The 22,099-nt window shown below is 53.6% G+C and carries 19 protein-coding genes and 1 other RNA gene; 5 read left to right on the top strand and 15 right to left on the bottom strand.

Translation table 11 applies throughout. From position 1 onward, the window contains the following. Nucleotides 1-16: 16 nt before the first annotated feature. The 15 genes from ftsA to rsmI form a co-directional block, all read right to left on the bottom strand. Complete coding sequence (ftsA, locus tag C7A19_RS07280; RefSeq protein ID WP_116644574.1) at nt 17-1,273, bottom strand: cell division protein FtsA; 1,257 nt, start codon at nt 1,271-1,273, stop codon at nt 17-19. 11 nt (nt 1,274-1,284) lie between these two features. After that, complete coding sequence (locus tag C7A19_RS07275; RefSeq protein WP_235614274.1) at nt 1,285-2,061, bottom strand: cell division protein FtsQ/DivIB; 777 nt, start codon at nt 2,059-2,061, stop codon at nt 1,285-1,287. 217 nt (nt 2,062-2,278) lie between these two features. Further along, nucleotides 2,279-3,736, bottom strand: coding sequence for a UDP-N-acetylmuramate--L-alanine ligase (murC, locus tag C7A19_RS07270; protein ID WP_077520877.1), 1,458 nt, complete (start codon nt 3,734-3,736; stop codon nt 2,279-2,281). A gap of 10 nt (nt 3,737-3,746) precedes the next feature. Next, nucleotides 3,747-4,808: an undecaprenyldiphospho-muramoylpentapeptide beta-N-acetylglucosaminyltransferase gene (murG, locus tag C7A19_RS07265; protein WP_116644573.1), complete on the bottom strand. Its 1,062-nt coding sequence runs from the start codon at nt 4,806-4,808 to the stop codon at nt 3,747-3,749. After that, nucleotides 4,801-6,006, bottom strand: a complete 1,206-nt coding sequence (gene ftsW, locus C7A19_RS07260) for a cell division protein FtsW (RefSeq protein WP_116644572.1) — start codon at nt 6,004-6,006, stop codon at nt 4,801-4,803. The genes murG and ftsW overlap by 8 nt, the downstream gene beginning before the upstream one ends. Next, nucleotides 6,003-7,373 (bottom strand): UDP-N-acetylmuramoyl-L-alanine--D-glutamate ligase, encoded by a 1,371-nt coding sequence (gene murD / locus C7A19_RS07255; RefSeq protein ID WP_116644571.1) that lies wholly within the window; start codon nt 7,371-7,373, stop codon nt 6,003-6,005. The genes ftsW and murD overlap by 4 nt, the downstream gene beginning before the upstream one ends. Before the next feature lie 2 nt (nt 7,374-7,375). Further along, nucleotides 7,376-8,458 (bottom strand): phospho-N-acetylmuramoyl-pentapeptide-transferase, encoded by a 1,083-nt coding sequence (gene mraY, locus C7A19_RS07250; RefSeq protein WP_046073965.1) that lies wholly within the window; start codon nt 8,456-8,458, stop codon nt 7,376-7,378. Beyond that, complete coding sequence (gene murF / locus C7A19_RS07245) at nt 8,458-9,825, bottom strand: UDP-N-acetylmuramoyl-tripeptide--D-alanyl-D-alanine ligase (protein ID WP_116644570.1); 1,368 nt, start codon at nt 9,823-9,825, stop codon at nt 8,458-8,460. The genes mraY and murF overlap by 1 nt, the downstream gene beginning before the upstream one ends. Then, nucleotides 9,822-11,288, bottom strand: coding sequence for a UDP-N-acetylmuramoyl-L-alanyl-D-glutamate--2,6-diaminopimelate ligase (gene murE / locus C7A19_RS07240; protein ID WP_116644569.1), 1,467 nt, complete (start codon nt 11,286-11,288; stop codon nt 9,822-9,824). Before murE ends, murF begins: the two co-directional genes overlap by 4 nt. After that, nucleotides 11,281-13,047, bottom strand: coding sequence for a penicillin-binding transpeptidase domain-containing protein (locus C7A19_RS07235; protein ID WP_077650458.1), 1,767 nt, complete (start codon nt 13,045-13,047; stop codon nt 11,281-11,283). The genes murE and C7A19_RS07235 overlap by 8 nt, the downstream gene beginning before the upstream one ends. Further along, on the bottom strand, nt 13,044-13,373 hold the full coding sequence (ftsL, locus tag C7A19_RS07230; RefSeq protein WP_069363348.1) for a cell division protein FtsL: 330 nt from the start codon (nt 13,371-13,373) through the stop codon (nt 13,044-13,046). Before ftsL ends, C7A19_RS07235 begins: the two co-directional genes overlap by 4 nt. Before the next feature lie 3 nt (nt 13,374-13,376). Then, the gene (rsmH, locus tag C7A19_RS07225) at nt 13,377-14,327 is read right to left on the bottom strand and encodes a 16S rRNA (cytosine(1402)-N(4))-methyltransferase RsmH (RefSeq protein ID WP_116644568.1); all 951 of its coding nucleotides are present in this window, start codon (nt 14,325-14,327) and stop codon (nt 13,377-13,379) included. A gap of 16 nt (nt 14,328-14,343) precedes the next feature. Next, the gene (mraZ, locus tag C7A19_RS07220) at nt 14,344-14,802 is read right to left on the bottom strand and encodes a division/cell wall cluster transcriptional repressor MraZ (RefSeq protein ID WP_069363346.1); all 459 of its coding nucleotides are present in this window, start codon (nt 14,800-14,802) and stop codon (nt 14,344-14,346) included. Between the two features lie 251 nt (nt 14,803-15,053). Beyond that, nucleotides 15,054-15,434, bottom strand: an RNA gene (gene rnpB, locus C7A19_RS07215) — RNase P RNA component class A. 54 nt (nt 15,435-15,488) lie between these two features. Beyond that, nucleotides 15,489-16,346, bottom strand: coding sequence for a 16S rRNA (cytidine(1402)-2'-O)-methyltransferase (rsmI, locus tag C7A19_RS07210; protein WP_116644567.1), 858 nt, complete (start codon nt 16,344-16,346; stop codon nt 15,489-15,491). Nucleotides 16,347-16,407: 61 nt separating this feature from the next. On the opposite strand from rsmI, the gene C7A19_RS07205 reads away from it, so the two are divergent. The 5 genes from C7A19_RS07205 to C7A19_RS07185 all read left to right on the top strand — a co-directional run bounded on the left by C7A19_RS07205 (nt 16,408) and on the right by C7A19_RS07185 (nt 22,048). Beyond that, a complete protein-coding gene (locus C7A19_RS07205; protein WP_162300256.1) occupies nt 16,408-18,258 on the top strand; it encodes a penicillin-binding protein activator in 1,851 nt (616 codons plus the stop codon). Further along, the gene (locus tag C7A19_RS07200) at nt 18,255-18,620 is read left to right on the top strand and encodes a YraN family protein (protein ID WP_077520900.1); all 366 of its coding nucleotides are present in this window, start codon (nt 18,255-18,257) and stop codon (nt 18,618-18,620) included. Before C7A19_RS07205 ends, C7A19_RS07200 begins: the two co-directional genes overlap by 4 nt. Before the next feature lie 3 nt (nt 18,621-18,623). Beyond that, nucleotides 18,624-19,214: a phosphoheptose isomerase gene (locus C7A19_RS07195; protein WP_046073955.1), complete on the top strand. Its 591-nt coding sequence runs from the start codon at nt 18,624-18,626 to the stop codon at nt 19,212-19,214. 3 nt (nt 19,215-19,217) lie between these two features. Further along, nucleotides 19,218-19,766, top strand: a complete 549-nt coding sequence (locus C7A19_RS07190) for a BON domain-containing protein (RefSeq protein ID WP_077520903.1) — start codon at nt 19,218-19,220, stop codon at nt 19,764-19,766. A 329-nt stretch (nt 19,767-20,095) separates the two neighbouring features. Beyond that, nucleotides 20,096-22,048, top strand: a complete 1,953-nt coding sequence (locus C7A19_RS07185; protein ID WP_116644565.1) for a TonB-dependent receptor — start codon at nt 20,096-20,098, stop codon at nt 22,046-22,048. Nucleotides 22,049-22,099: the final 51 nt, after the last annotated feature.

Below are 22,099 nucleotides of genomic sequence, written 5' to 3'. Positions count from 1 at the left end.
CCTGTTCGCATCAGGGTTAAAATTCTTTCTTAAACCAGCTACTCAGCTTGTTTATCCAGCTAGCCACAGCCCGCTTTTGTTCTGGTTCACTCGTTTCTGTCAGCAAGCTTTCTTTACCGTAGTGTAAAAGCCCAACCGCGGTTGCATAACAAGGTGCTTGCACATAGTCGGTCAATCCGGTGACATTCACCGGTTGTCCCACTCTCACTTGGTTTTGGAAGACGCGTTCTGCGCATTCTACCAAGCCGTGCATTTGTGATGCGCCCCCGGTGAGCACAATTCCCGCTGCCATTTGATGTTTAACACCATCGCTACGCAGCTTTTCTTGGGTAGCGACCAGCTTTTGATTCACCAGTCCCAAAAGCTCTGAGCAACGCGGCTCAATCACCTCTGACAAGGTTTGTCGCTGCAATGTCCTTGATGGGCGTCCTCCCACACTTGGGACATTCACTTTGGCGTCCTTGTTCACCAGCTCACTCAATGCACAGCCATATTTCACTTTAATGTCTTCTGCATCAGCCAGTGGTGTGCCAAAGGCATAGGCAATATCACTGGTAATCACATTGCCCGCATAGGGGATCACCTCGGCATGGCGGAGGGCACCGCCTGTCCACACAGCCAGATCCATAGTGCCGCCGCCGATATCGACGACACAGACACCCAATTCTCGCTCATCCGGTGTGATCACGGCATGGCTTGCTGAAAGCCCGGAGAAAATCAGTTGATCAACGCTAAGACCACAACGTTCGACTGCTTTCTCAATATTTTTTGCGGTGTCATTGTGACATGTGATGAGGTGCACACTTGCTTCCATCCTCACCCCGGATAAACCGAGCGGGTTTTTGATCCCTTCTTGATAATCAATTTTGTATTCTTGTGGGATCACATGCAGCACGCGCTGCTCATCACTGATTTTGACCGACTTCGCAGTGTGAATCACATTGTCTATGTCGTCTTGGGTAACATCTTCATCCGATATTGTCCCCATCCCTCTCTCAGTTTGGCAGTGAATATGCTTCCCTGACAAAGAAAGATAGACAGAGCTGATTTGGCAATCTGCCATCATCTCGGCTTCATTCACCGCACGCTGAACAGATTTAACCACAGACTCTAAGTCGTTAACGCCACCTTTATCCATTCCGCGAGAGGGACTACTGCCCACCCCCAGCACATTGATGGTGCCATCTGGCAGCACTTCACTGACCAGGGTAGACACTTTGGACGTCCCTATATCGAGCCCAACTATCAGTGACTTGTCTGTCGTTTTATTCATTCAACCATCTCTTAATTTCGGCGATTCGCGTCGTCTGCCTCTGTTTTCCAGCCTACCGCTGCCCCGGTGTCATAACGTAAATCGACATACGCAATGGCTTTATTTTGTGCCTTTATCCGCGGATATAAATGGACCAGTCGCGCGAGCCTTTCTTGTCGCGCCTTTCGCCCTAACTCAATCCGTACGCCATCTCGTGTCACGATACGCCATGAGCGCCGCTTGTTGAGTGATAACGCCTGAATCGATAAGCCAATTCGCTGTAATTGACGTTCGAGCTCTCGACTCGTGTGCAATACTTCTTCCGACGTGCCGGTATTACCGTGTAGCGACACCAGCTTTTTATCAGCGACGTCTTGCGGGGCACCATTGAACACTGCCCCGTCTGGCGTTAACAATTTTTGCCCATTCCAAATCGCGCTCGCCCGGTATTCGGTGATATGTACCTTTAAGGTATCGGGCCACTGTTTTCTTACCGCGACCTGTTTCACCCACGGGAGCGCCTCAATGTTCGCTTGGATGCGATTCACATCCTGCAGCATAAAGCTTTTTAGCTCGCCGCCTGATAACACCGCTTTGCGCACTTGTGCCGCGGTCACATGTGTCTGGTCACCTTCCATCACCAGCTGCGATAAGGGGAGCTGCTGCTCATCACTCATCCAATCAATCACACGTATCGCCCCCAGCAACATCAGAGTGATCACCCCAACCAGGAATGCGAGTGATGCGCCTGTTTGCCGATCCAGTTTTATCACTGTTTGTACGCGTGTCAGGGCATTGACCATGCTCATACCTATCTTATCGCCTTGTGTCGATATGACTTGACACTCACTGCGAAAAAACCGACTGATTATAGCGATCCCGCGTGACGCTCTCCAACCTAGACGTCCACTTTCATCACTAAGTTGAGATCGATTGCGCGCCATTTTCCCACAAAGACGATAAAAACCGATGTTTATTCTGGTAACCACCGATATTGACCGCTCTTTTTATCTCGTCAGCGACGTTTTATTGCGCCATTTTAGCCTTGTCTAGCTGCTTTGCCGCTAAATTTTTTGCTATTTTACCAATATCACCCGCGCCTTGTGTTAAAACCAAGTCATTAGGTTGCAGCACGTTAGCCAATGCCGAAGGTAAGGCCTCTGCATTAGGCACAAAAATAGGATCTAGCTTACCGCGCGCGCGAATGCTCCGACACAAACTTCTACCATCAGCCCCTGCAATCGGCGTTTCCCCCGCTGAGTACACATCCAACATCAGCAACACATCCACTTTTTCCAACACATTGGCAAAGTCATCATAAAGATCGCGCGTGCGGCTGTAACGGTGTGGCTGAAAAATCATCACTAAACGGTGATCTTGCCAGCCTGCGCGTGCCGCTTTAATGGTGACGTCCACTTCACTGGGGTGATGTCCATAATCGTCCACCAGCAGGGCGGTCCCCTCATCCACGGCAAACTCACCGAGTTGATCAAAACGCCGCCCTGTGCCAGCAAAATTGGCCAAGGCACGTAAGATTGCGTCATCATCGACACCATCTTCCGTGGCAACCGCAATCGCCGCTGCCGCGTTGAGCGCATTGTGTTGGCCGGGTGTATTCAAACGAATGGTTAGCGTTTCCCGATGAGGGCGTGTCACTTTAAATACACCACACTGCCCATGCTGTTGGTAATCATGTAAACATATATCGGCATCGTGCGAGAACCCGTAGGTGATCACTTGGCGTCCAATCGACGGGATCAGCTCACGAACGATCGGGTCATCGATACACACCACCGCCACCCCGTAGAACGGCAGATTATGGAGAAAGTCGATAAACGTCTGTTGCAACTTTGCGAAGCTACCACCATAGGTATCCATATGGTCTGCTTCTATGTTGGTGACAATCGCCACCATTGGCTGCAGGTGTAAAAAAGAGGCATCACTTTCATCCGCTTCGGCAATCAGATAACGACTGCTGCCTAACCGCGCATTGGTGCCTGCACTTTTTACCAATCCCCCATTGACGAAGGTGGGATCTAACCCTGCCTCAGAGAAAATTTGTGTGACCATCGCGGTCGTCGTGGTTTTGCCGTGGGTACCGGCAACGGCAATGCCGTGCCGATAGCGCATTAATTCGGCAAGCATTTCTGCCCGACGCACCACAGGAATGCGCGCCGCTTTTGCCGCTTCCACTTCCGGGTTATCGAGTTTAATGGCTGTCGACACCACCACAACACTGGCTTGTTCGACATGGCTCGCTTGATGCCCGATAAAAATCTGCGCCCCCATGGATGCCAATCGCTCTGTGACGATATTCTGTGCAAGATCCGAGCCGGTTATTTGGTAACCTTCATTAATCAGCACTTCAGCAATACCACACATGCCTGCACCGCCGATCCCCACAAAGTGGATCCGCTTAACCCGGCGCATTTCCGGGATCATGGTGCGAATTTTTTCCAGCTGCTGATTATCCAATTTACCCATTCTCTATTCTCTATTTGTTGGCGTGCGTGACGATAACGTCCGCGACACGGGCATCTGCATCAATGATGGCCGCCTCTCTAGCCGCCCTTGCCATCGCTAACAAGCGTGGGCGGTCAAGCTGGTTGATTGTCTCAGCCAATGTGCTCGCTGTCAGTGATGGCTGTTCAATCATTAAAGCCGCACCGCGGGCGACTAAGTAATCACCGTTGAGTGCTTGTTGCCTATCGGCATGCATAAAGGGGACGAAAATCGCCCCAACGCCAGCCGCCGCCAGCTCAGACACCGTCAATGCTCCGCTGCGGCAAATCACCACATCCGCCCAAGCATAAGCCTCGGCGACATCATCAATAAACTCACTGACTTCGACGTCACTGACACCGGCTTGTTGGTACGCATCGCGTGTCTGCTCAGCGTTGTGCTTGCCTGCTTGGTGGCGAACCGTGACCGCTTGCTCGGTGAGCGCAATCGCCTCGGGGACCGTTTGATTAAGGATCCGCGCGCCCTGACTGCCTCCCATGACTAAAACGCGCAAGGCGCCTTCGCGCTCACTAAACCGTTGCTCGGGGGCAGCGATATCACACACATCTCGACGTACAGGGTTACCGACCACTGTCTTGCCATCGAATGCGCCTGGAAACGCTTGTAACACTTGTTTGGCGACTTTCGCCAGCCAGCGATTGGTTAAGCCTGCCACCGCATTTTGTTCATGCAAGATCACGGGCACGCCACTTAACCACGCGGCCATACCACCTGGGCCACTGACATAGCCCCCCATGCCTAATACAGCGTCGGGTTTAAAGCGCTTGATCACTTGCCGCGCTTGCCAAATCGCACTGACAATCATCCAAGGGGCTCGTAGCTTGCGCATCAGCCCCGATCCAATCAAGCCTTTAACGCGAATAAATGCGATCTCGATACCATATTTAGGCACCAAATCGGCCTCCATGCGATCCGCCGTCCCTAACCAGCAGATCTCCCAGCCTTGATTTTCTAAATACTTAGCGACCGCGAGCCCTGGAAAAACATGGCCACCAGTGCCCCCTGCCATCACTAATAATCGTTTTTTACTCATTATTCTGTTCTTTACCTTGATAAGGGTTTCTTTGGTGCGCTTGCGACGTGGCTAAGCGGTACTCGTGATCAATGCGCAATAGCAGTGCCACTGCCACCGCCATGATGACCAGACTGGAGCCCCCATAACTGATCAATGGCAAAGTCAAGCCTTTGGTCGGGAGCATACCAGCGGCAGCGCCTACGTTGACCATGGTTTGGAACGCAAACCAGATCCCAATCCCGAAGGCAAGAAAACCGCCAAAGAGTTGGTTTTGCTCAAGGCAACGCTTACCAATAAATAAGGCTTTAAACACCAAGTAGAAAATCAAACACAAAATGACGCTGACGCCCACCAAGCCAAGCTCTTCAGCAATCACCGCAAACACGAAATCGGTATGCGCTTCTGGCAAATATTCCAGTTTTTGAATGGAATTACCGAGCCCTTGTCCAAACCAATCCCCGCGACCAAATGCCATCAAAGACTGGGTTAGCTGATAGCCACTGCCAAACGGGTCTTGCCAAGGGTCTAAAAAGGCAGTGACACGGCGAACTCGGTAAGGCTCAGCGACAATCAAGCCCCCGACCAAGGTCAATCCAGTGATCAGCAGTGCAATAAACTGCCACAGCTTGGCCCCTGCGATAAATAACATCCCCACGGTGGTGACAAACATCACCACCACCGAGCCTAAATCAGGTTGCGCCAACAATAAGCTTGCGAAGAACAACAGCACCGCCAAGGGCTTCGCAAAGCCACGAAAATGTTCACGCACCTCACCATGGCGGCGCACCAGATACCCGGCTAAAAAGACAAATAGGGATAACTTGGCGATCTCCGCCGGCTGAATATTGATCCCAGCCACAGAGATCCAGCGCGCGGCACCATTGACAGACCGACCCACAGCAAGCACCGCCAGTAACAATAGCGACGAGAGCAATAACATGTAGCCGCTATAGCGCTGCCACCAATGCACGGGAATGTACATCACTACCACGGCGGCGACGATGGCGACCGCCAGATAAAAGGCATGACGTTTGGCAAACAAAAAAGGCGCATCCGCCAGCCTAAGCCCCACTGGCAAGGAGGCCGAGGTCACCATGACTAACCCAATAACCATTAACAGCAGCGAGGTCCAGACCAATTGGCGGTCATACAACACGCCCGGAGACGGCGTCCGAAGCCACTGCCAGCAGTATTGAGGAAGTCGGCTTACAGTCATGTCTGCCTCGCGATCATCGATTCTACCTCGGCGATAAAAGCATCCCCACGGGCAGCAAAATTAGCAAATTGATCCAGACTCGAGCAGGCGGGCGATAACAACACCATATCTCCGGCACAGGCGTGATGAGCCGCTGCATCGACCGCTTGATGCAACGTTTCCACACACTGCGCCGTGTCATCGAGCGCCGCCAACTGCGTTTGATCTTTGCCAAAGCAGTAAAGCGATACCGAGAGTTTCGCCAACGCCGGTTGCAACAGACTAAAGTCGGCGCCTTTACCATCGCCCCCGACCAACAGGTGTAACCGCCCTTCAATATCTAGGCCATCGAGTGCCGCTAGGGTGCTAGCTACATTGGTAGCCTTTGAATCATTGACCCACAGCACGCCCTGATGCTTGGCGACTTTTTGACAACGGTGCGGGAGGCCAGCGTACGTACTAAGTGCTGCTTTTTGCCCTTGCTGAGTAATGCCGACACTGTCAGCCAGCGCCATGGCCGCCAGCCCATTCGCCACGTTGTGACGGCCCACCAGTCCCAGTGAAGAGACGGGAAGCAGTGGCTGGCCGTGTGCCGCTAACCATGCCTCACCTTGGTCGGTGATAAGGCAATAGTCACCTTGGTGAAAACCAAATAGACGCATGGAGGAGGCGCTGTTTGTTTGCAGACCCTGGCGTGTTTGCAGATCATCGTGCGTTTGCGGATCATCGGCATTGGCGATCAGGGTAGTCGCATGGGTGAAAATACGGCACTTGGCGGCACGATAATCGGCCAAGCTGTCGTATCTATCCATATGATCTTCAGAGAAGTTCAAAAAGGCCGCGCCATCTAGAACCAGCGAGTCGGTGGTTTCGAGTTGAAAGCTCGACAGCTCCAACACATACAGCTCGTGACCGCGGTCGAGCAAATCCAACGCCGCGACACCGATATTGCCACCCACTCCGACGTCAATCCCGCTCGCTTTCGCCATTTCGCCCACCAGCGCTGTGACGGTGCTTTTGCCGTTGGAGCCAGTGATCGCCACGACCGGCTTATCGCAGTACCAGGCAAATAGCTCAATGTCTCCCACAATAGGCGTTCCTGCTGCATGGACTGGCGCCAACGCTGGCGTCTGCAGCGATATCCCTGGGTTAGTAACGACCAAATCGGCATCGGCTAACCACTGCGCCTGCCAACTGCCTGTGTGCAACTCGACATTATCTGGCAGTTGGTCGTGCCCCGGCGGCTGCGTGCGAGAGTCCATCACGCGGATACATGCCTTAGGGTGATGGCGCGCAATAAAACGCACCACCGACAGGCCGGTCACGCCCAAGCCCATCACGACGATATGGCGAAACTTGGTTAATGAATGCTGGCTCGCGGCTGGCATGATTAGCGTACCTTGAGTGTGGCCAGCGCAATCAGCACCAGCATCAACGAAATGATCCAAAAGCGCACGATCACTCGCGGCTCCGGCCAGCCTTTTAGCTCATAGTGGTGATGAATCGGTGCCATGCGAAAAATGCGCTGACCACGCAATTTATAAGAACCGACCTGTAAGATCACCGATACAGTTTCCATCACGAACACCCCGCCCATGATGATCAGTAGCAGCTCTTGACGCACCAATACCGCGATGGTGCCGAGCGCGCCGCCTAATGCCAGCGAGCCCACATCCCCCATAAATACTTGCGCCGGGTAGGTGTTAAACCACAAAAAGCCCAGCCCCGCCCCGACAATCGCAGCACATACCACTACCAGCTCACTGCTGTATTGGATATACGGAATATGCAGGTAGCTGGCAAAGTTGACGTTCCCGGTTGCCCACGCAATAAAGGCAAACCCACCGGCGACCATCACGGTGGGCAAAATCGCCAACCCATCGAGGCCATCCGTCAGGTTCACCGCATTGCTGGTGCCGACAATCACAAAGTAGGTAAAGACCACATAAAACAGGCCAAGCTGCGGCATCACGTCTTTGAAAAACGGCACCACCAACTGAGTGGCTGCGGTGTCCTTGCCGTGCGCATACAGGGCAAACGCCACCCCTAACGCAATGGCGGATTGCCAGAAATACTTCCAGCGCGCGACCAAACCATCGGTATTTTTGCGCACCACTTTGCGATAATCATCGACAAAGCCCACCGCGCCATAGCCAAGCAGGACAACCATCACCGCCCACACATAAGGGTTAGCCAAGTCCGCCCATAAAAAGACGGTTAAACTGATGGCAGCAACAATCAGCACCCCGCCCATGGTCGGCGTGCCACGCTTGCTAAAATGAGATTCAGGGCCCTCTTCGCGCACCACTTGGCCAATTTGCATCGATTGTAGGCGTTTAATCAAACGCGGCCCGGCCCATAGCGAGAACAATAGTGCGGTTAATGCACTCACAATCGCTCGGAACGTCAGGTATTCAAACAACCGCATCGAGGGTAAAAGGTTTTGTAGCGCTTCCGCTAACCATAAAAGCATTAGCAAGCCTCCTTGATGGCGGCAACAACGGCTTCCATCGCCATCCCGCGAGCGCCTTTAATAAGAATGGTGTTAGGTGTCTGTGTATTTATCATGGCTACTACGTGCGCAATGAGCGCCTCTTTACTATCAAAATGGTCACCGCCACAGCATTCGCTGATCACACGGCTATCGTTTCCGGTCGTGAACACGCGGTCTAACTGTGCTTTTTCAGCATGCTCTCCCACTTCACGGTGCATTTGTTCACTGTATTGCCCCAGCTCAGCCATATCGCCCACAATGAGCCAACGCTCCCCTGGGTAGCTGGCCAGCACATCAATCGCGGATTTCATTGCCGGCACACTGGCGTTATAGGTGTCATCAATCAACCTCAAGCCTGGTCGAGGCTCAGTGACCTGGGTGCGCCCCGCGGCATTTTCCATCGCTGCTAAGCCGCTCACTACATCGTCTAACCCCACGCCCGGCAGCTGCATCGCCGCGCAGCCGGCCATCAGTGCATTAGTGATATTGTGCACCCCGGGCAATGGCAAGGTGACCGTTTTTTGCATCTGGCCATCATTTAAGGTGATTTGATAACAGCCGGCATCGGTGAGCATGCTATCTATCAACTTCAGTGGCGCCGCTTCGGTGTCAGTGACGGGGATCACCTGCTTGTCGGCCAGCACCGCTTGCCACTTTTCGTCGCCGTGGCTATGTTGATTCACCAGTGCAATGCCACCTTCTGGCAAACCTTGGTAGATCTCACCTTTGGCAATCGCCACTCCTTCCATTGAGCCAAACCCCTCAAGATGCGCCGCAGCCAGGTTGGTTACCATAGCAATATCCGGTTTCACCAACGACGTGGTGTAGGCGATTTCGCCAATATGGTTCGCCCCCAGCTCAATCACTGCATATTGGTGCTCAGAGGTCAGCCGAAACAGGGTCAGCGGCACACCAATATCATTATTAAAATTGCCCGCAGTAGCTAGGGTCGGGCCTTTTTGTGCCAGAATAGCCGCCAGCATTTGCTTTACCGTGGTTTTGCCACAGCTGCCGGTGATGGCAATGGTGGGTACCTGACACTGGCTTTTTACCCACGCCCCGAGTTGGCCAAGGGCAATACGCGTGTCCTCCACCCGCAATTGGGGTATCGCGACATCCAGCGGACGCTCGACCACTATCGCCGCTGCACCAGCCGCTTTAGCTTGCTCTGCAAAGTCATGGCCATCAAAGCGCTCCCCTTTTAAGGCAACAAACATCGCCCCTTCGCCAAGCTCGCGGGTATCTGTGGTGATCGCCCCAATCTGGTCATCTTCAGGCACAAGCTCTCGATGCAATATCGTCGCGTTCACCGCATGCGCAAGCGTATCGAGTGAGGTCCGAATCATGATAACTCCTTGAGTTGTGCCGCCACCGTCTCTCGGTCGGAATAATGCACCTTGCCGTGCGCCAAAATTTGGTAATCTTCATGACCCTTGCCTGCAATCAGCACAATGTCATCAGTGTTCGCTTTTTGAATGACCTGAGTCACCGCGTCGGCACGATCATGCTTCACCCACGCGCGCTCTGGCGCCAGCATCCCCGTAAGCATGTCTTGGGTAATGGTCTCGGGGTCTTCACTACGTGGGTTATCATTGGTCAATACCACATGATCGGCGTGCTGCTCCGCCAAACGGGCCATTAACGGCCGCTTGCGTGTATCCCGATCGCCGCCGCAGCCAAAGATGCACCACAGCGCGCCTTTACAATGACGTCGCAACGCAAGCAGCGCTTTCTCCAGCGCATCGGGCGTGTGAGCATAATCAACCACAACGGTCGGTTTGTCAGCAGCGAGAAAAACCTCCATCCGCCCTGTGACAGCTTGCAACTGCGGGGCCACCGCCAATAACGGCGCTAATGGGTAGCCCAGCCCCAATAAGGTCGCCAAGCTCACTAGCAAATTGCTGACATTAAAATCTCCCACTAATGCGGCATGGATCTCGCCTTGTCCCCAGGATGAGTCGATCTGCACCCGCACACCGTCGCTGGCATAGGCGACCGAGGTCGCGCGCACAAATCGGCCTTTGTGGGCTTGCAGTGAAGCTGCGTCCATGGCGACCGCGATAGCCTCTGGCCATTGCTGTAGCCAGGAGCGACCAACACTATCATCCGCATTGATGACTTTAAGTGGCGAGCCTAACGCAAACAGTTGCTTTTTCGCCTCGGCGTAGGCGTCGAGAGTGCCGTGGTAGTCAAGGTGATCATGACTTAAATTGGTAAACACCGCGGCATCAAAGGCAAGGCTGGCCACGCGCCCTTGCACCAAACCGTGCGATGACACTTCCATCGCGACATGGCTGGCCCCTTGCTGAACAAAATCGGCTAATTGCGCTTGAATACTAATCGCGTCCCCAGTGGTGTTGTCAGCGGCTTTCAGCGCACCAATAAAGCCGTTGCCCGTGGTACCCATCACCGCCGTGCGTTGATCGAGCGCGTCAAGCCACTGAGCAATCAGTTGCGACACCGTGGTTTTGCCATTGGTTCCGGTGACACCAATCAACCCGAGGTGTTGCTGAGGATCCTGATAAAAGCGCGCCGCCATCGCAGAGAGCGCATGAGGTAACGCGCGCAAGCTGATCACTGGCACTTGATCGCGCCAGGCTATCTGGTCGTTTTCACCTTGTTGCACCACGGCCACCGCGCCTGCCTCAATCGCAGCCTGAATAAACTGGCGACCATCGACCTGATGGCCTTGCACCGCCACAAACACATCTCCATCACCGACGCAGCGACTGTCGAGTGTCATCTGCTTGACTGGGACGCTCGGCGCATCGGCCAGCCACGGACTCAGCCATTGGTTTAAATCATTCATTCTGGTTCACTTCACTTGCATACTTAGCCACTTGCAACTCAGGGCCTGTGCCCGCATCCGGTGCAATGTTTAAGATCTGGAGCGCGCTTTTCATCACATCAGAAAACACCGGCGCCGCCACCTGGCCACCATAATACTTGTCGCCTTGTGGCTCGTTGATCACCACCACCATCGCCAGTTTGGGATCACTAATCGGTGCCAGGCCCGCGGTATAACCGATATACTCATCGCCATAACCGCCCGCTACTGCCACTTTCGCGGTACCAGTTTTCGCCCCGACTCGGTAACCGTCCACCGCAGCACGGCGTGCACTCCCGCCTTCTTGGGTCACGCCCTCTAGCATTTGCAGCACTTTATACACATTTGCACGCGAGGCGACTTGTTTCCCTTCAGTCACTCCCTCGCGCTTTAAAATACTCAGCGGTCGATTGATGCCCAACGAGCCGAGCGTGGCATAGGCACGCGCCAGTTGCGCCGGCGTCACTGACAAGCCATAACCAAAGGCCAGCGTCGCCCGTTCAAAGTCTGACCAGCGGCGGCGTGAGGGGAAGTGCCCTACCGATTCACCTACCAACTCGACGCCAGTACTTGCCCCGAGGCCAAAGCTACCGTATTCGCCCAACAGGGTCTCCACGGGCATCGCCAACGACAGCTTACTGACACCGATGTTGCTCGATTTTTTGAGGATCCGTGCGAGATTGGCTTTACCCACTTTGGAGACATCCCGCACGCGACTTCCCCCGATTTGCATGATGCCATTACCGGTATCTATTACGGTGTCCATATCGGCAACACCGTTTTCTAAGGCAGTGAGTACCACAAAAGGCTTCATGGTTGAGCCCGGTTCAAACACATCAGTAATCGCGCGGTTACGCATATTAAAGCTTTTCAGCGAGCTGCGGTTGTTAGGGTTATAGGAGGGGGCGTTCACCATGGCCATCACTTCGCCGGTTTTGACATCCACCATCACCAACGAGCCGGACGTGGCGCGATAATCAGCCACCGCTTGCTTAATCGCACGATAAGCGATGGCTTGCAAACGCTGGTCGATACTGAGCGTGAGTGACTGGCCTTCTTTTTTGTCTTCGGTGGCAATATGCTCGACCACACGGCCAAATCTGTCTTTGCGCACAGTGCGCTTGCCATGCTCTCCAGCAAGCCAGTCATCAAACCGCCGTTCAATCCCTTCCAAGCCATGGCCGTCAATGCCTGTCATCCCCACTAAGTGGGCACTTACCTCAGCACTAGGATAAAAACGGCGGGACTCGGCTTTAAGACCGACACCGGGCAAGTCGAGCTTGTTTACATACGCAGCCATTGCGGGGCGTACTTGGCGCTGCAGATAAACAAAACGCCGCTTGCGATTCGCTTGAATTTTGTCAATCAGCGCCTGGCGGTCTAGGCCCAGTACATCAGCCAGCGCGTACCAGCGTTCAACGTTGTTGAGCCCCTGGTGTTTAAATACGGTCACCGGATCGGCCCACACCGCTTGCACGGGGACACTGACCGCCAACGGCTCACCTTGGCGGTCTTCAATCATCCCACGCGCGGAATGCACTTGTTCAACCCGTACTGAGCGCAAATCCCCCTCATGACGCAGCCTATCGGGCTCAATCACTTGGATATACGCCGCACGTGCCACCAGTGCGACCAAGGCCAAGGCGATAAACGCGCAAATAAGGCCAAAGCGCCACTGGATCAGCACAGGTGGCGCTTTCGGTGTACGGCGATTGGCAGGCTTGCTAGAACGTTTTTTCACCGGCTATTACTCAAAGATCGTTTGACGATCACTTCGTTATCACTGGTTGGTCGAATCATGCCAAAATCCTCACGCGCGACGGCCTCCACATGGCTGTGTTCTGATAACGCGTTTTCTTCCAGCAATTGATTTCGCCACTCCACTTCAAGGGTTTCGCGCTGCTCAAGCAGCGCATCTTGTTTGGCTATCAAACTACGGGTCGATTGCGTCATCGACACCACAGCGATCGCTGATAGCAATACCGCCACCAACAACCCCAACGGCAACTTACCGATGGCCAGCACGTCCTGACGAATCTGTTTGGCAAGGCTGGGGCGCGGCTCCATGATTTACCCTAGTTTCTCCGCGATGCGTAATACCGAACTACGCGCACGTGCGTTTTGCTCCACCTCATCAGCTGACGGTTTAATTGCCTTACCAATGGGCTTCATCGCCGCCGAGCCAAGCTCCGCGATCTGCGCTTCAGTCAAAGGCACGCCTTTGGGCACGTCTGGGCCTTTACTTTGTTTACGAATAAAGCGCTTCACCATTCGATCTTCTAACGAGTGAAAGCTGATCACAGACAAACGGCCACCGGGGGCGAGGCTTGCCAGCGCCCCTTGCAGTGCTTGCTCAATCTCATCCAATTCACTGTTGATATAAATGCGGATCGCTTGAAAACTGCGCGTCGCTGGGTGTTTTTTCTTTTCTCTAAACGGCACCGCATGATCAATCAGCTTCGCCAGCTGGTTAGTGGTAGTAAGCGGTGTCGCTTCTTCGTCCTCACGATGACGCACAATCGCGTTGGCAATCCGGCGAGCAAAACGCTCTTCACCAAACACTTTTAACACCCAAGCAATGTCGTCTGGGCTAGCGGTTGCTAACCACTGCGCCGCTGACTGGCCGCTACTGGGATCCATGCGCATATCTAAAGGGCCGTCATGCATAAAGCTGAATCCACGGCTAGGATCGTCCAGCTGCGGAGACGACACGCCCAGATCGAGCAAGATGCCATCCACTTTTTCACTCAAGCCCCGGTCACGCAGATAGGCCTCGATATCAGAAAAAGGACCATGAATAATTTGAAAGCGAGGATCGTCAATGGTGCTGGCTTCTTCAATCGCGCGAGGGTCGCGATCAATGGCGTACAAACGCCCGTTTTCACCCAGCTGCGATAAGATATGGCGAGAGTGACCGCCGCGACCAAAGGTGCCATCGACATAAATGCCGTCTGGCTTTATCGCGAGGCCGTCTACCGATTCGTTCAATAGGACGGAAACATGGGTATACTGTTCTGACATAAGTTCACTTCATTATTTACAGAGAGAGGTCAGCTAACCGCTCACTGATCATCGGGGTTGATTCCGCCTGTGTGTCCATATCCTGGCGAATTTGTGCCTGCCATGTTTGCTCATCCCAAATCTCAAACTTGTTGAGTTGGCCCACCAGCATCGCTTTGCCCTCAAGCCCCGCATACTGGCGCAGCGCCGCGGACAGTAATAGCCGGCCTTGGCCATCCATCTCACAATCAAAGGCATGGCCGAGTAACAAGCGCTGTAAACGCCGTTCTGCCGGCTGAAAGCTCGATAACTGTGCAAGCTTGTCTTCTATCACTTCCCACTCAGGCACAGGATACAAGGCCAAACAAGGGAGCTGGTGATCGATCGTGCACACAAATTGGCCGTCACAATGGGTAATTAAGCCATCGCGATAGCGAGTGGGTAGGGCGAGTCGCCCTTTCTTGTCGACCGATATGGCACTGACGCCGCGTAGCATGGCGCTATTTTCCCTTTTTCACCAAGATTATCCACTTTACACCACATTTTCCCACCCAGAAGTGTACGTAGCAGGTAAAAAGAAAGTCAAGCAAGCCATGACAGTGATAAGGATCACACTTAGGGAGATTAAAGAGATATTTCAGCGGGTTAATCCTTGAGTTAGCCAATCTGCTACATGAGGTTATAACCAAATCGTCTGACTCAAACGCTGAAAAAGAGAGGGCGAGCCCAAAAGGCTCGCCCGATAATGAGGTGAGTTGGCCTGTAAGCCGGGTTCTGTACCGTAAAAACGGCGGTAACCATTCGTCTAGGCCTGCAATCGCTCACAGGCTCCAGCAACCTACCCGTCCCCAAACGCGGGCCGCGCCAATAGGGACCTATTTGGTCTTGCTCCGGGTGGAGTTTACCGTGCCACGCACTGTTGCCAGCCGCGCGGTGCGCTCTTACCGCACCCTTTCACCCTTACCTGTGCTCCGAAGAGCCATCGGCGGTCTACTCTCTGCTGCACTGGTCGTAGGCTCGCGCCTCCCAGGCGTTACCTGGCACCCTGCCCTGAGGAGCCCGGACTTTCCTCCCCTTCATCAGTCTCCCGTGGGACATCAATAAAGCAGCGGTTACCCGGCCAACTCGAGCGGGGGAGTATATAGAAGAATCACCACGCAAGCCAGTGTAAATCACGCTTAGCTACAGATTCTCCAAGCCCCACTTATAGAGTGCGTTCTTTTTAACCGAATACAATTCCGCGACTAATGCCGCCGCCTTTTTCAGAGGTAGCTCAGAGGCCAATAAACCGAGGGCATGACACGCCGCCGACGGCAACGCACTTTTATCGGCGCGATAACCTGCTACCAATAATACCATTTCACCGCGTAGCCGGTTGGCATCTTCATTTAACCACGCAATCAGTTCGCCTAACGGTGCGCCATGAATGGTTTCAAAGGTTTTGGTCAGCTCACGCGCCAATACCACGCGCCGATCCTCACCCAGCACTTCACGCATATCCGCTAAACTGTCGCGAATCCGGTGCGGCGATTCATAGAAAATCAAGGTGCGAGGATCATCGGCCAAGGTGCGGAACGTATCCTGACGTGCTTTTGTCTTAGGCGGTAGGAACCCTTCAAAACTAAAGCGGTCTGAAGGCAAACCAGAAGCACTTAATGCGGTCACCACCGCGCAAGCGCCTGGCAGAGGCACCACGCGAACACCCGCTTCACGGCATTGCGTGACCAGATGGTAGCCAGGGTCGCTAATCAGCGGCGTCCCCGCGTCCGAGACTAATGCAACTGACTGGCCTTGTTGCAAGCGCGCTAATAATGCCGCCGCTTTTTGCTGCTCGTTATGCTCATGTAAGGCAAAGGTCTTCGCATTGATAGAAAAATGCGAGAGCAATCGTGCGGTGTGACGCGTGTCTTCGGCAGCAACCAGATCCACGCTGGCTAACACATCGAGTGCACGCTGGGTAATATCCGCCAAGTTGCCTATCGGTGTTGGCACAATATACAGCGTGGGATGAGCATGGTCGGATAGATTTGCATCAGTCATTTGTTTAACAACCCTTCGGCGATTAAGATAGGGGCAACGTTGTCACGGTTGAAACATGTTCATGGTTAAACTTACCCAGAAGCGTCAAAGTGTAACACGACTTATCACCCCTGTAGCCCTAGCGTTAGCGCTGGCTGCATGTAGTGCGCCGTCCACCACGCCAACCGCGCGTGATGTCATCAGTCAGCCAGCAACAGAGAACTCGACATTTTACCTGTTGCAAGCGGAAACCAGCCAAGGCGAGAAGCAAAACGACTGGTATCTACTGGCGATCAAAGCGCTGATTAACGAGCAGCAGTTTAACCAAGCGGACGTGCTATTGCAGCGCTTGTCAGAACGCCAACTCAATACCGAGCAGCGTATTGAGTGGACACTGGCTCGGGCGCGCTTTTACGCACAAACCGGCCAACTTGCCGACGCCAATCAGGTGCTGGTGCTTTCACCTGACTGGCAACTTAACGACAATCAGTATGTCCGCTTTTACCAGCAAAAGGCCAAGATTGCCCGCCAGCAAGATCAGGCGCTCGATGCGGTAAAAAACCAGTACCAATTAGCGAATTATGCCAACGCCGATGACGCGCAGCAGGCATGGAATACCTTGTGGCAAGATTTACAGTTACTGAGCCAAAATGAAATCAAACAGCTGCAAAACAGCGATGATGACATTCTCGCCGGCTGGGTTGCGTTACTTGATATTGCCCGTCGTTACACCGGCGATGTTGCTGAGATGCAAAGCCAGTTGGATGCCTATTTAGCGTCGCACCCTGCGCATCCCGCCAACCAGTATCTCCCAGATAACTTGGCCGACATTCAAGCGTTGACTATCACCCAACCGACCCGTGTTGGCGTGATGTTGCCATTGACTGACAAATTCTCCGAGCAAGGGGATGCGATTCGCGATGGTTTTGTCGAGGCCATGCTGGATGCTGATAGCGAGCAACGCCCTGAAGTCCGTTTTTATGACACCAACGCGTTAGACGTTAAAACGCTCACCCGGCGGATCACTGATGACGGCGTCGATTTTGTCGTCGGGCCTTTGCAAAAACACAAAGTAGCCGCCGTCAGCAACGCCATTGCCGGACAAGTGCCTTTGTTGGCACTGAATGAACCCACGGATGATCGCTACCAGCAAGGGGTATGTTATTTCACCTTATCCCCCGAACAAGAGGCAGCGCAAGCGGCCGATCGCTTGCACCAACAAGGGTACCAATTCCCGTTGGTGCTCTATCCTGACTCTGCCTTTGGACAGCGAATGCGCGATGCCTTTTCCACGCGTTGGCAATCACTGACCGACACCGAGGTAGAACAAGCACCGCTGGGTGATCGCGATAAAATGCAAGCGCGCATCCGTGATATTTTCGGCTTGGACGCCAGCCAACGCCGAATCGCTCAAATGAAGCAACTCACCGACTTGCCGTTGCAATCACAAGCGCGCAGTCGTCGGGACATTGATGCCGTGTATATGGTCGCCGGTGCCGCCGAGCTGACCTTGCTCAAGCCCTTTATCGAAGTGGCCATTAATCCGGATGTGCAGCCACCCAAGCTGTACGCCAGCTCACGCAGTAACAATCGCGCAGACGGCATGGGGCAATTAGCCGAACTGCAAGGGATCGAGTTTAGTGATATTCCGCTGCTGATTAGCCCCCAAAGTGCAGCGTATCAACAATACCAGCAGCGCCATCCATCGCCGAGCAACAACACCACGCGTTTACACGCGCTTGGAATGGATGCATACGGCCTGCTGAAAGGGTTACCGCAAATGCAGGCACAACCTGGCTACCAATTGAGTGGCCAAACAGGCCAATTATCACTGGCGGAACACTGTGTTATTCATCGGCAGCTGGACTGGGCGCGATTTGGCAAAACAGACATCGAGCCGATTACCACTCAAACCACGCAGGATGCGCAGTGATACGTCCTCAGCCTAGAGCGAAAGGACAAGCTTACGAGGCACACGCTTGCCAGTACCTCGTGCGACACGGGCTCCGCGTTTTAGATAAAAACGCGCACAGTCGCCGCGGGGAAATCGATCTGGTGATGCAAGACGGCACCTGCTTGGTGTTCGTCGAAGTCCGTTTTCGCCGCGGACAAGGTTTTGGCGGCGCAGCGGCCAGTATTACCGCCGCTAAGCAAAAGCGTTTAATTCTCGCGGCAGAACGCTGGATGCAGTGCCACGGGGTAAAAAGTACACAAACAGAATTTCGCTTTGACGCCGTCACCTTTGATGGCAGTGTTGAGGCGGTCAACTGGATTAAAAACATTGTTCAAGGGTAAGTCATGCTAGAGAGCATCAAAGAGAGCTTTACCGAAAGTATTCAAACCCAGATAGCTGCCGCTGAGGCAATTCCTGAGTACCTGTCACAATCGGCTCAGGTGATGGTACAAAGCCTGCTTAATGGCAATAAAATCCTGTGTTGTGGTAACGGTGGCTCAGCCGCCAATGCCCAGCATTTCGCCTCTTGCTTGCTTAATCGCTTTGAAACCGAGCGCCCCAGCCTGCCAGCGTTAGCACTGACCACAGACACCACCACCTTAACGGCGGTGGCCAATGACTATAGCCATGATGAAGTGTTTTCCAAACAAGTGCGCGCCTTGGGGCAAGCTGGCGATATCTTGCTGGCGATTTCCACCAGTGGTAACAGCAAAGACATCATCAAAGCCATGGAAGCGGCGGTGACCCGTGATATGACTATTATTGCGATGACCGGCAAAGACGGTGGCGAAATGGCCGGATTGCTCGGGCAGCGCGATGTCGAGATCCGCATTCCATCACAACGTACCGCACGGATCCAAGAAGGGCACTTACTCACCGTACACTGCTTATGCGACCTTATTGATCAGGTGCTCTTCCCTTCTCACGGAGAATAAACTATGCGCCTGATAATCACCTTGATGTTTGCGCTTGCCTTGCAAGCATGCTCTACCGTGTACTCCTCCGACCCACGCACCACCGGCGAGGAGTGGCAAGACACACAAATTGGCCTAAACACCGCTGGGATTGTTAATAAACCGCCGTTTAGAAACAAAATTCGTGCGAAAGCGGCCGCTTTTCAAGGGCAAGCACTGTTAGTGGGGCAAAGCACCGATCCGGCTCTGACCGAGCAATTGGTTGAGCGTATTCGCGCATTGGACAATGTCGACGTCGTCTATAACGAAGTGCGCGACGCGCCGATGATTGGCCTTGCCGATATCAGCACCGATGGCTGGCTCACGACCCGCGTGAAAGCCGCATTTGTGGCGGACGATCAATTGCGTTCGGTCAACATCAAGGTGATCACTGAAGCCAGAGAAGTGTTTTTAATGGGTGCCGTCACCCAAGCGCAGGCAGACAAAGCGGTAGATATCGCCCGCAATGTCCGTGGTGTCGAGCGCGTAATCAAAGCCTTCCAGTATGTAGGTGACGACAACTCATCACAGTGACACACCTAACGCTCACGACAAGCGACTCACCTATAAGCCGACCTCTGTGATCGGCTTTTTGACGTCGGTACGTATTCGTCTGCTTCACCATCCGCGTTTCCCACACTTTATCTTGTCTTTGTCAATCGCATTGCTTTCTCTTTACCCTTTTCTTTCTTTTTGATCTTCAAGAAAAAACATAATCGCAACATCTATCTCTTGATCACATACAAAACAGACACAAACACTCATGATAATGGTTTTTATTAGTTTTTTTATTAGTGAATACTATTTGTGCCTGATATAGTCTCACCACAAACAAATGATAACTATTTGCATAGGAGTATGACATGCATTTACGTTTAAATCCGCTTACCCTCGCGCTCGTCACCGCGGGCACCCTTAGCCTCCCCACACATGCCCAAGAGACACAACCTGTCGAAACGGTGACCGTCACCGCCGATAGCCTGCAAGGCAATATGGCGGTCAGCGCTGAGGAGCTTGAAGCCCGTCAGGCGCAAGATCTGGAAGACATGTTCCGAGACAACGCCAGCATCAATGTCGGTGGTGGCGTCGGTGCCGGACAGAAAGTCTATCTGCGCGGGGTGGAAGATACTAATCTCAACATCACCGTCGACGGTGCCGCACAAGGTGGTTACCTATTCCACCATCAAGGCCGTTTAAATATTGAACCCGAGCTTCTCAAACGAGTCGGGGTCGAGTCAGGCCCCGCCAGTGCCGACAGCGGGCCTGGTGCGCTGGGCGGCAGTGTGCGCTTTGAAACCAAAGACGCACAAGACATGCTACGTCCCGGCCAAACCATCGGGGCCCGCCTCGCAGGCGGCCTTGAAAGCGCAGCCAATGCCACCTCTGGCAGCTCTGCCGTCTATGGCCGCTTAGGTGAATCCTTGGGGATTCTTGCCTACATGAAAGGCCGCAATAGTGATGACTATCGTCACGGCGGCGGAGATCTGCAGCCAGCCACAGCGAGCCAACAACGTAGTTATCTGCTGAAGTTGTCACTGCTCAATCACGGCGATCACGATGTCCGTGTCAGTGCCGAGCGTCGTACCGATCAGGGCGATTACTTTGTCCGTGCTCATATGCCCTACTTCAGCCGTCAGTCACGCAGCTATCAAGAAACCGAGCGCGAAACCTTATCGTTCCAACACCGCTGGGCGCCGGATTCCGACTGGATTGAATTGACCACCAAACTATACCAAAACACCTTGGATCTGGATCGGATTGAAAGCGAAACCTTTAGCCGTGCCCGGAATATCGGCGGCGATATTCGTAACCAGATGCGCTTTGAGACTGGCGTGGTGCAACATGCGCTCACCACGGGCGTCGATATGTTCGAGCAAAAAACCGAAAATATCGATTACGATGAAGCCAGCGGTGCCAACAACCAAGATAAAGCACGTAATATCGGCCTGTTTTTACAAGATAGAATGACAGTCGGTGATCTTGGCATTGCATGGGGCGCACGCTTTGATGATTACCACACCGACTATGGCCAAGCCGGCGAAGTCGATGGCAGTGAGATATCTCCTAACTTGCAGCTGAGCTATCAAGCCACTGACAATCTGCGCCTGCATGCCGGCTACGGCGAAGCCGTGCGCGGTGCCAAAACGCGGGAAGTATTGTTGATTGGCGGTGACGTTGAGGTAGAAAAAGGCTTAAAACCCGAACAGGCTAAACAAGCAGAAATCGGTGTTGAGTGGCAAGGCTATGGCATGTTGACCAAGCAAGACACCCTGAATCTAGCGGTCACCGGTTTTAATACCCGAATAGAAAACTTCCAGGCGTATGATCGCCGCAGTGACCCGCACTACCTTTACAACCTCGAGGATGAGGTCACTAGCCAAGGCATCGAGGCGCGCGTGGGTTGGGCGCTCAATCAGTTCGATACACAGCTCAGTTATAGCCATGTCGACATGGAAGATGAAAACGGCGATCCTCTAGGCGACGAAATGGCAATCGGCGCGTCAGTCGGTGATACTTGGGTGTGGGATACACAATATCAGCTGGTCGATACGGATGTCAGCTTAGGCTATACCCTGACTGGCGTTGAGCGCTTGACTGATGTGCAAGACGGCGATCACGAGAAGCCCGGCTATGTGGTGCATGACGTGCGCGCGCAGTGGCAGCCAGCGGCCTACCAAGGGCTCACGGTTTCATTAGCGGTCAACAACCTGCTCGACAAGGAATACAGCGAGCACAGCTCGTTCACCTTAAGCAGCGGCAGCAGCATGCCTGAGCCAGGGCGTGACCTACGTTTAGGCATGAGCTATCGCTTCTAAGCGTTTACTGTCCTATCCGTAATACACAAAGGGCCGACAGCATGTCGGCCC

Source organism: Salinivibrio sp. HTSP (genome assembly GCF_003390965.1).
GTDB classification, from domain to species: Bacteria; Pseudomonadota; Gammaproteobacteria; order Enterobacterales; family Vibrionaceae; genus Salinivibrio; species Salinivibrio kushneri.
Note: the sequence above shows the minus strand (reverse complement) of the source record. Positions and strands in the feature narration are given on the sequence as shown.

Excerpts from the sequence above, each read along its gene's own strand:
- rsmI (WP_116644567.1), bottom strand. The coding sequence starts at position 16,346 with ATGACTGATGCAAATCTATCCGACCATGCTCATCCCACGCTGTATATT.
- C7A19_RS07205 (WP_162300256.1), top strand. The coding sequence starts at position 16,408 with ATGGTTAAACTTACCCAGAAGCGTCAAAGTGTAACACGACTTATCACC.
- C7A19_RS07275 (WP_235614274.1), bottom strand. The coding sequence starts at position 2,061 with ATGAGCATGGTCAATGCCCTGACACGCGTACAAACAGTGATAAAACTG.
- murC (WP_077520877.1), bottom strand. The coding sequence starts at position 3,736 with ATGGGTAAATTGGATAATCAGCAGCTGGAAAAAATTCGCACCATGATC.
- murG (WP_116644573.1), bottom strand. The coding sequence starts at position 4,808 with ATGAGTAAAAAACGATTATTAGTGATGGCAGGGGGCACTGGTGGCCAT.
- murD (WP_116644571.1), bottom strand. The coding sequence starts at position 7,373 with ATGCCAGCCGCGAGCCAGCATTCATTAACCAAGTTTCGCCATATCGTC.
- mraY (WP_046073965.1), bottom strand. The coding sequence starts at position 8,458 with ATGCTTTTATGGTTAGCGGAAGCGCTACAAAACCTTTTACCCTCGATG.
- ftsW (WP_116644572.1), bottom strand. The coding sequence starts at position 6,006 with ATGACTGTAAGCCGACTTCCTCAATACTGCTGGCAGTGGCTTCGGACG.
- C7A19_RS07185 (WP_116644565.1), top strand. The coding sequence starts at position 20,096 with ATGCATTTACGTTTAAATCCGCTTACCCTCGCGCTCGTCACCGCGGGC.
- ftsA (WP_116644574.1), bottom strand. The coding sequence starts at position 1,273 with ATGAATAAAACGACAGACAAGTCACTGATAGTTGGGCTCGATATAGGG.
- rsmH (WP_116644568.1), bottom strand. The coding sequence starts at position 14,327 with ATGTCAGAACAGTATACCCATGTTTCCGTCCTATTGAACGAATCGGTA.
- C7A19_RS07190 (WP_077520903.1), top strand. The coding sequence starts at position 19,218 with ATGCGCCTGATAATCACCTTGATGTTTGCGCTTGCCTTGCAAGCATGC.
- ftsL (WP_069363348.1), bottom strand. The coding sequence starts at position 13,373 with ATGGAGCCGCGCCCCAGCCTTGCCAAACAGATTCGTCAGGACGTGCTG.
- C7A19_RS07195 (WP_046073955.1), top strand. The coding sequence starts at position 18,624 with ATGCTAGAGAGCATCAAAGAGAGCTTTACCGAAAGTATTCAAACCCAG.
- murF (WP_116644570.1), bottom strand. The coding sequence starts at position 9,825 with ATGATTCGGACCTCACTCGATACGCTTGCGCATGCGGTGAACGCGACG.
- murE (WP_116644569.1), bottom strand. The coding sequence starts at position 11,288 with ATGAATGATTTAAACCAATGGCTGAGTCCGTGGCTGGCCGATGCGCCG.
- mraZ (WP_069363346.1), bottom strand. The coding sequence starts at position 14,802 with ATGCTACGCGGCGTCAGTGCCATATCGGTCGACAAGAAAGGGCGACTC.